A 6801-nucleotide genomic window follows, 5' to 3' on the forward strand; every position below is an offset into this window, starting at 1 on the left:
CACCGTTTTTGTGGTCGCCGTGGTTGGGATGGGGCTTTTTGTCTCATCCCTTTCAACGACAATGCAGCAGGCGCTGCTCGGTTCCTTTGTTATTTTTATGCCCGCCGTGATCCTGGGTGGCTTTACCACCCCCATCGAAAACATGCCGGAGTGGCTTCAGACAGCAACGTACATAAACCCACTGCGCTACGTTGTCTATGGCCTCAGGCAGATCTTTCTTGCCGGTGGTGATCTTGCTTCAGTCTGGCCCCAGATCTGGCCTATGGCTTGTATAGCAGCCCTTACCCTGCCCCTTGCAGGATGGCTGTTCAGACGCCGGACCACATAAATACCTTCGGGCCAATACAGACGAGACACTTTCTATACGATATTGAAGGAGCCAATGGGTGAAAATCAAATCTGATATGAATAAAGGTGTTTTATGGCTTGTCTGTGTGAACAAATTGCTGGTGGTGACATTTATCCAACTGAAGAGTTACCATGCATGGGCCCTTGGATTATACCGTTTTTTGGTATTGCCGCAAAGGAGAATTTTATGGAAAATTATCTTGAAAAACGCATTTCCCGCCGCCATTCTATCGAGGGCCCAATTACCCTGCATTCCACCATTAGGGCTAACCTGGAGATTAATGCCCATGTGCTAAATTGCAGCAAAGAGGGAATCTGCTTTTCCTCAAAATAGAAATTTAATCCTGACGCTACTATTCTTTTTAAAGCTTTAAAAGGGTGTTAAAGAGATTCATTGTATTTTAAAATATAACAGTTGTTTGTGCATGGAAAGGCCCCTATATGGAGGTAGATGTTCAAGACGAAAAATATAACCCGAAGAATCCGAACATTTTCGGAAAGGAGTTTAAAATGACACAGACCTTTAAAATCATGGCAGCCGTGGATCTCTCCAACTATTCAGCAGCTTCAGTCCGCTACAGCGTCGAACTGGCCATGAAATTGGATGCGGAACTCCTGCTGATCAATGTGATCAACCAACGGGATCTGGACATGGTTCAACGGACCATGCTCGGTTATGAGGCCTTTTCTTTTCCGAACTACCTCTCGGAACAGGAACAGGATCGTGAAACGAAGATGAAAGACCTGTTCATGGCAGTTTCCCCTGGCAGGGTCAGATGCCGCTATATTGTCAAAAACGGCATTCCTTATCTTGAATTGCTGGCTGCCATCGAAGAGGAAAAGCCAAACCTGATCGTTGTGGGCATCAAGGGGCGCAGCAACCTGGCAGACGTGGTGGTGGGTTCGACGGCACGCAAGATGTATCGCCGGTCGCCAGTCCCCTTGTTAACTATTCCTGCCGGGTATGACCAAGCGTCCTGATACCGGCTATAATTAAACATTCATGTTTTCCTTCCCCAATGGGAAAAAATGGAAAAGGAAGGATGATCATATTGAAAATTGTTAGGGAAAAAGAAAAGTCGCGATAGATGGTGAATTACACGCGAAAACAAGCGAACCCTATTTGACAACCCTTGATCCATTCTACTGATCGATAAAAAGAGGAAACCTATGACACCCAGACAAAAACGCCTGCTGCTGGCCGTGGACGGCTCCGAACGCGCATTGCAGACCGTACGTTACGCAGGAGAAGAAGATGCCTTCAAAGGCATGAAAATTGTTCTGTTCCATGTATTCAACAGCATTCCGGACGCCTATTACGATCTGGAAAAGGAACCCAAGAGCGTCAAGGTAGTCACCCACGTGCGCAGTTGGGAAACCCAGCAGAAAAAAAATATCAGCAAATTCATGGATGATGCCAGGCAGATGCTGCTGGACGCCGGACACGCCGAACCGGCAGTCGAAATTAAAATTCAAAACCGCAAAAAAGGGGTGGCCCGCGACATTGTCATCGAGGCCCAGAAAGGCTACGACGCGGTCCTGATTCGTCGCAGGGGCGCAACTGCCCTGAAAAATATCGTCGTGGGCAGCGTCACCAACAAGCTGCTGGAAAAGCTTTCTTTCATTCCGGTGCTCATCGCCGGCCGAAAACCAGTCAACAAAAAAGTGCTGGTGGCGGTGGACGGTTCTCCCTGTGCCACCAAAGCGGTGCAATTTGTGGCCGATATGTTGGGGCCGCTGGGTAATCATCAGGTGAAACTGGTCTATGTGGTGCGCGGCGGCAACGCATCGGATGCGGATGCATTGGCGGCTAACGGCATCCATGAAACCGAACCTATTTTCAAACCGGCCGTGAACATTTTGACCGCCGCCGGATTCCCGCCGGAAAACATCTCCACTAAAACCATTACCGGTGTGTTGAGCCGTGCCGGTGCCATCGTCGACAAAACTGAAAAAGGCGGCTGGGGCACGATTGTTGTGGGAAGGCGGGGGCTATCCAGTGTCAGCGACTTCTTCATGGGCCGGGTGAGCAACAAGGTGGTCCATGCGGGCCGCAAGGATACGGTGTGGATTGTGACATAGCGATCATCGCAGATTCTAAGTTCAAGATTACATCGGCAAGTGCAATCTGGCCTTTAGATAGCTTCCTCCTATCACCATTGAGAACAATCATGAAGAGGAACGACAGATATAAATCTTCATTTTAAAGGAAAGGAACAAAAAATGAGAAAAGAATTTATTTCAGCTATTGTCGGAACAGGGATTATTCTTCTTTTTTGCGTTGTCGGATGCTCGGGCTCCTTGAGCCGGTCATTTTACAACCACCATCCCAGGTCTGCTCAGGAGATGGAAAAAGTTTGGGGAGAACCGGTAGACATTGCCGTGCTGGATGGTGGTGTAGAAAGGCGCACTTACACGATCCAGAGTCCCTACACCGATCTCAAGTACCGTTATTTTTTGATCAAGGACGGCATGGTTCTGGCCAGTGGCATCACGGATACCGGTAAGAAGGTCTCGCCGGACACGCACCGCGAATCCGTCGGTTTTGATGCCAGCGATCTGAGCAAAGCCTTTTACTCCAAACACAAGACGACGGTTGCGGATCTGGACAGTACCTGGGGCCAACCGCTGGTTGTTCAGGATGCGAATGACGGAACACAATTTCGCGTTTATGAAATTCAGGCACCCTATACGGATTTCAGGTTCCGAAAATTCATCGTCAAGGACGGCATCGTCGTAGCTAGCCGTATCTCTCCGGAAACGGGCTTCAACGCCGATTTCAAACGACAGGATTACCGGGCAATCGAGATCAACGAAATCAGCCATCTCTACTATAAAAACCATCCCATGTCTCTTGAAGCTGTTGAGACGGTTTGGGGTTCACCGATACTCATCCAGAAATCTGACAATGGGTTGGAAAAGCGAACCTATACTCTTCAGATGCCGACCGATGCAGCCTTCGCGTTCCGTTTTTTCATCATTGAAGATGGCATGGTCGTTTCCAGTGGCATAAGCGACACCATGGATGTGATCGCAAATTAAGAGGCTCCATATTCTATCGTTTGAATTGACCGGCATTTGCATCTCCTGCTGACCATAGTGGGAGATTTAAACAACCGGGAGATCGATCCAATGTAAACTATGAAAGAATTAGTGGGCTCTCAAAAAAAAGTATGTTGTTAAGCAAATAGGATGTCTTTTATGCTCCAGTTGTTTGTTCGACTCGATTGGATACCTGACAAACCTGCCGTGTGGATTGCAATAACTTGGAACAGTTGTTATTTGAATCGTATCACACGGTAAATGGATCGTGTGCTTACTGCTATCTGCAAGGGTGGCGTAAGCCCCAAGACGATTAAATTCATGCACAATACATAGCGTATGGCTTTTTGGATATAAAGCGATGTAATAGGTGAGATGAAAAGTAGAAATCAGGCCCAATGACGTGCTAAGAATCTTGGCACTGAAAATCATCGTCGTCCCCGATTGTCGACGATATTTCTCTGAATCGGTTGATCAGTCGGGTCATGTCAATAGGCAACGGCGCTTCCAGGGTCATCCGCTCCCCAGTTGCCGGATGAACGAAGGAAAGCTGCCAGGCATGCAGCATCTGACGATCCAGCGCCATGACTGCCCGACCCATATCGTGTGAAATCGAAGCCAGCCTTTTTTTGTCTCCGCGGTTACCATACACCGGGTCGCCGATGACCGGGTGCCCCATGGTTTTGCAGTGCACCCGGATCTGATGGGTTCGGCCCGTGCGGATATCCAGTTCCAGCAAACAGACCCCCGTGAACTGCTCGAGCACCCGCCAGAGGGTCAACGCCGAGCGGGGCGTGTGGGTGGTTACGGACATCTTTTTCCGATCCACCGGGTGACGCCCAATGGGGTCGTCCAAACTGCCAGCACCCTCGCGTGGAATGCCATATACCAGTGCCACGTATTTCTTGCGAACCTCCCGGGACTTGAACTGGGCTGCCAGATGATGCATGGCGCGGCTGTTCTTGGCCACCACCAGCGCGCCGGAGGTATCCTTGTCCAACCGGTGGACGATGCCCGGTCGAAGACTTCCGGAAATTCCCGCCAAATCCGGGCAGTGATGCACCAGAGCATTGACCAGGGTTCCATTGCTGTGCCCTGGCGCCGGGTGCACAACCATGCCCGGCGCCTTGTTCACCACCAGCAGTTCAGGGTCCTCATAAAGAATGTGAAGGGGGATGTTCTCCGGAAGGAAGCTTGACGCTTCCGGTGGGGCGATCTTCCCTGATACGACCTCTCCGGCCTTTACCGCGTAGCCGGGTTTTTTGACCGACCCGTCAACGCAAATGCATCCCTGCCGGATCAGCGTGGCGGCAAATGAGCGTGAGCAGTGATCAACTTCGCTTGCGACCAGCGCGTCGAGACGCCCCCCTGCCTGCACGTGACCCACGCGAAAGGTGAAGGCGGACGGTGGGTTGGACATGGGTTAAAAACTCAGGCCTCATCGGTCTTGAACAATGCTTCGATCTCGTCGATGATGGCCTTTTCGCTTTTGTTCTTGGCTGTGGACAACTCTTTGACAAGAAGGTTCTGGGCGGTGTCGTAGAGTTTACGCTCCCCAAAAGAGAGGTCTTTGGTGGTCTTCAACAGGGACAGATCCCTGTAGACCTCGGCGACTTCGAACAGCGAGCCGGTTTTAATCTTTTCCATATACTCCCGGTAGCGCCGGTTCCAGGTCTGGTTGTCCATGGGTTGTTCCTGCCGGGAACGCATCACATCAAAAATCTTCGGGATCTCTTTTTTCTGGATCACGTCCCGCAAACCGACCGATTCCACGTTCCAGGTGGGAATCATGATCACCATGGCGTTTTCGATGACCTTCATGATGTAAAAGTCGTGTTCTTCACCATTAACGACCTTGGTTTCGATGGATTCAATGCGACCGACGCCGTGAGCCGGGTATACGGCAAGGTCACCAACCTTGAACCGTTTTGGGGACGCTGAGTTTTTTGGACTGTCCTTGACCGATTTATCTGCCATGTGGGTACCAGTGATCAGGGGTTATAACCACCTTGAGCGGGGTTGCTCTCCCGGGGCGAAAACCGGGTGTTCCAGGCGATCAGGTTAACAGTGAATTCCGTAAGGGGAGGCCCTCCGAAGCATGCTGAGGGGGGACAAATAATAACCATATGGAATAGCAGAATATACCACTGGACCGGTCAATAATCAATAAAAAAAGGATTGGCGCCGGCTGGCGCCAATCCTTTTTAAACGAACGGCAGTTGCGGATCGAAACCGCAATTGTGGCTACAGCAGGAACGGAACCATCAGCAGGGCCACCACATTGAGTATCTTGATCATCGGGTTTATGGCCGGGCCGGCGGTATCTTTGTAGGGATCGCCGACGGTGTCACCGGTAACGGCAGCTTTGTGGGCATCGGAGCCCTTGCCACCCAGGTGACCGTCTTCGATGTATTTCTTGGCATTGTCCCAGGCAGCGCCACCGGTGGTCATGGACAGGGCCACGAACACGCCCGTAACGATGGAACCGATCAGCAGGCCGCCGAGGGCGACTTTACCCAGCAGAAAACCCACCAGCAGGGGAGCGATCACGGGCAGCAGTGCAGGAAGCAGCATCTCTTTCAGGGCGAACTTGGTGACGATATCCACGCATGCGCCGTAATCCGGCTTGGCGGTACCTTCCATGATGCCCGGAATTTCGCGGAATTGACGGCGAACTTCCTCGACAACGGCGCCACCGGCGTTACCGACAGCCTTCATGGCGATGGAAGCGAACAGGTAGGGCAGCAGGCCACCGATGAACAGACCGATAATGACGTTGACGTCGGAAAGATCGAATCGGATCGCTTTTTCAGTACCCTGAATTGAAAACTCCATCACGTAGGCGCCAAACAGCACCAGGGCGGCCAGACCGGCGGAGCCGATGGCGTAACCCTTGGTAACGGCCTTGGTGGTGTTGCCGACGGCATCCAGCGGATCGGTGACGGCGCGGACACTCTCGTCCATGCCGGCCATTTCAGCGATACCACCAGCGTTGTCGGTGATGGGTCCGTAGGCATCGATGGCGATGACCATACCGGTCATGGAGAGCATGGACATGGCGGACATGGCGATGCCGTAGAGCCCGCCGAATTTATGGGCCAGGAAGATGGCCAGGCAGATGGTCAGAACCGGCGCGGCAGTGGCCTGCATGGAGACGGCCAGGCCGGAGATGATGTTGGTGCCGTGGCCGGTGGTGGAGGCTTCGGCAATGCCTTTTACCGGACCGTAGAGACCGGTGTAGTATTCGGTGATGATGACGATCACGACGGTCAAGATCAACCCGATCAGGGTACAGTAGTATATGTTCATGGCGCTGATGCCGGGGATGTCGGCCATAAATTTCGTACAGGCGTAGTAAAACACCACGGCAGCAATGATGGCAGCGCCGAACATGCCTTTGTAGAGAGCGCC

At 51.9% G+C, this 6801-nt stretch carries 7 protein-coding genes; 4 read left to right on the forward strand and 3 right to left on the reverse strand.

All coding sequences use genetic code 11. The features are described from left to right. The 4 genes from QNK41_RS08180 to QNK41_RS08195 all read left to right on the forward strand — a co-directional run. A partial coding sequence (locus QNK41_RS08180) for an ABC transporter permease (RefSeq protein ID WP_319255595.1) occupies positions 1–328 on the forward strand: 328 nt, incomplete at its 5' end. Positions 329–858: 530 nt separating this feature from the next. Then, the gene (locus QNK41_RS08185; protein WP_319255596.1) at positions 859–1329 is read left to right on the forward strand and encodes a universal stress protein; all 471 of its coding nucleotides are present in this window, start codon (positions 859–861) and stop codon (positions 1327–1329) included. Positions 1330–1518: 189 nt separating this feature from the next. Next, positions 1519–2430 carry a universal stress protein gene (locus QNK41_RS08190; protein ID WP_319255598.1) on the forward strand — a complete coding sequence of 304 codons (912 nt, stop codon included), beginning with the start codon at positions 1519–1521 and terminating at the stop codon, positions 2428–2430. A 141-nt stretch (positions 2431–2571) separates the two neighbouring features. Further along, positions 2572–3390, forward strand: a complete 819-nt coding sequence (locus QNK41_RS08195) for a hypothetical protein (RefSeq protein ID WP_319255601.1) — start codon at positions 2572–2574, stop codon at positions 3388–3390. 406 nt (positions 3391–3796) lie between these two features. Here QNK41_RS08195 and QNK41_RS08200 read toward each other — a convergent pair whose 3' ends face one another. The 3 genes from QNK41_RS08200 to QNK41_RS08210 form a co-directional block, all read right to left on the reverse strand. Next, the gene (locus tag QNK41_RS08200) at positions 3797–4810 is read right to left on the reverse strand and encodes an RluA family pseudouridine synthase (RefSeq protein WP_319255603.1); all 1014 of its coding nucleotides are present in this window, start codon (positions 4808–4810) and stop codon (positions 3797–3799) included. A gap of 11 nt (positions 4811–4821) precedes the next feature. Then, a complete protein-coding gene (locus QNK41_RS08205; RefSeq protein WP_319255604.1) occupies positions 4822–5367 on the reverse strand; it encodes a CarD family transcriptional regulator in 546 nt (181 codons plus the stop codon). Positions 5368–5634: 267 nt separating this feature from the next. After that, the coding region (locus QNK41_RS08210; RefSeq protein ID WP_319255606.1) for a sodium/proton-translocating pyrophosphatase at positions 5635–6801 on the reverse strand (1167 nt) is incomplete at its 5' end.

The sequence above is a fragment of the Desulfosarcina sp. genome (assembly GCF_033791525.1).
In the GTDB taxonomy this organism is placed as follows: domain Bacteria; phylum Desulfobacterota; class Desulfobacteria; order Desulfobacterales; family Desulfosarcinaceae; genus Desulfosarcina.